This window comes from Rhizobacter sp. P1_G5, assembly GCF_056405435.1.
Genome location: NZ_JBFUCB010000864.1, coordinates 1 through 1,969, shown reverse-complemented (window position 1 = coordinate 1,969; position 1,969 = coordinate 1). Strand labels below are relative to the sequence as shown.

Here is a 1,969-nt window from a genome sequence, read left to right as displayed (position 1 = left end):
GTCCACAGCGGCGGATCCACCTCGGGCCGCAGCGATTCCGGCACCGCCACGCGCGCGTCCTCGAAGGCCTGCAACCAGCGCAGCGAATGGTTGCGCGCATCCATCAGCGCGAGCGACAGCAGGTCGCGGCCGGCGCGGCGCATGCGGGCCGCATCGATGGGCGGGGCTTGGAAATCCAGCATCGGGAGGGGCGACGTGGTGCGCAGCGAAGTGGCGGAGAATAGCGCGCCGCGCGATACTGTGGTTTCGTACAGCCGCCACCATGACCCGACGCCTGATCGCCCACCTCGACATGGACGCCTTCTACGCGTCCGTCGAACTGCTGCGCTACCCCGAGCTGCGCGGCCAGGCGGTGGTGATCGGCGGCGGGCGCGACAGCAAGCCGCACCAGCTGGCCGACGGCAGCTGGCGCTACGCGAAGCTGCGCGACTACACCGGCCGCGGCGTCATCACCACCTCCACCTACGCGGCGCGCGCGCTCGGCGTGTACTCGGCGATGGGCATGATGAAGGCCGCCGCGCTCGCGCCCGACGCGATCCTGCTGCCGGTCGACTTCGACGAATACCGCCGCTACTCGCGCCTGTTCAAGGCCGCGGTGCGGCAGATCGCGCCGGTGGTCGAGGACCGCGGCATCGACGAGATCTACATCGACCTGACCGACGTGCCCGGTGCGCAGCACGACGCCGGCCGCAGCCTCGGCCAGGCGCTGAAAGACGCGGTGTTCGACGCCACCGGCCTGACCTGCTCGGTGGGCATCACGCCGAACAAGCTGCTGTCCAAGCTGTGCTCCGAGCTCGACAAGCCGAACGGGCTGACGCTGCTGTCGTTCGACGAGATTCCCGCGCGCATCTGGCCGCTGGCCGCGAAGAAGGTCAACGGCATCGGCCCGAAGGCGAGCGAGAAGCTGGCCGGCTTCGGCCTGCACACCATCGGCGACATCGCCGCGGCCGACCCGGCTTGGCTGGTCGAGCACTTCGGCAGGAGCTACGGCGCGTGGCTGCACGAGGCCTCGCATGGCCGCGACGAGCGCGCGGTGGTGACGTACAGCGAGCCGAAGTCGATCAGCCGCGAGACCACCTTCGACCGCGACCTGCACGCGGTGCGCGACCGGCCGGCGCTGTCGGCCATCTTCACCGAGCTGTGCGTGGAGCTGGCCGGCGACCTGGCGCGCAAGGGCTATGCCRGCAAGACGATCGGCATCAAGCTGCGCTTCGACGATTTCAAGATCGTCACGCGCGACCTGACGCTGGCGGCCCACACGATGGACGCCCGCACGATCCGCCGCGCCGCCGGCGAATGCCTGAAGCGCGTCGACCTGTCGCGCCGGCTGCGCCTGCTGGGCGTGCGTGCCGGCAACCTGGCCACGCTGAGCGAGCTGGTCGCCCCCAAGACGGCCCCGCCCGAGGTGCATGAGCCCGAGCCGGTCTACTCACCGATGCCACTCTTCGATCAGCAAGATCCATAGCTGTATTGCCAACTTTTCACGATCGGCAGACCATGCGACCCTGCGCGATCGGCAGACTGCATCCGTGGCCGACCTCAGTACGTAGATCCGCCAACGAACCTGAGGAGACCCCATGCCCTTGCATCGACTGGCGCTCGCGTGCGCCGTCCTTCCCCTCGCCGTCGCCACTGCACCGGTGCTGGCCCAGAGCAGCACCTATGGCGGCAAGCTGCTGCTGACCGGCGGCGTCAGCAGCATCGACGGCGCGGCCGGCGGCGGCCTGACACCCTGGGCCGTGACCGGCGGCTACGGCACGACCCGCGAGTTCGGCGGCTCGGCCTTCGCGACCCGCGTGAAGACGCAGGACTACGGCCTGAGCGGCTACGGCGCCGCCGTGGCCTGGGACGATCGCGTCGAGTTCTCGCTCGCCCACCAGGACTTCGACACCGGCCCGGTCGGCGGTGCACTGGCCGGCGTGCTGGGCGATCCGTCGTTCAACGACCTGCGGCTGAAGCAGGACATCGT

Annotated in this window: 2 protein-coding genes and 1 pseudogene; 2 read left to right on the top strand and 1 reads right to left on the bottom strand. The window is 70.0% G+C overall.

Translation table 11 applies throughout. From position 1 onward, the window contains the following. Positions 1–182, bottom strand: a pseudogene (locus AC1D12_RS32065) (hypothetical protein); the annotation flags it as partial. 80 nt (positions 183–262) lie between these two features. On the opposite strand from AC1D12_RS32065, the gene dinB reads away from it, so the two are divergent. Both dinB and AC1D12_RS32055 read left to right on the top strand, forming a co-directional pair. Next, positions 263–1,465, top strand: coding sequence for a DNA polymerase IV (gene dinB / locus AC1D12_RS32060; protein WP_477845201.1), 1,203 nt, complete (start codon positions 263–265; stop codon positions 1,463–1,465). A 112-nt stretch (positions 1,466–1,577) separates the two neighbouring features. Beyond that, the coding region (locus tag AC1D12_RS32055; protein WP_477845200.1) for a DUF3034 family protein at positions 1,578–1,969 on the top strand (392 nt) is incomplete at its 3' end.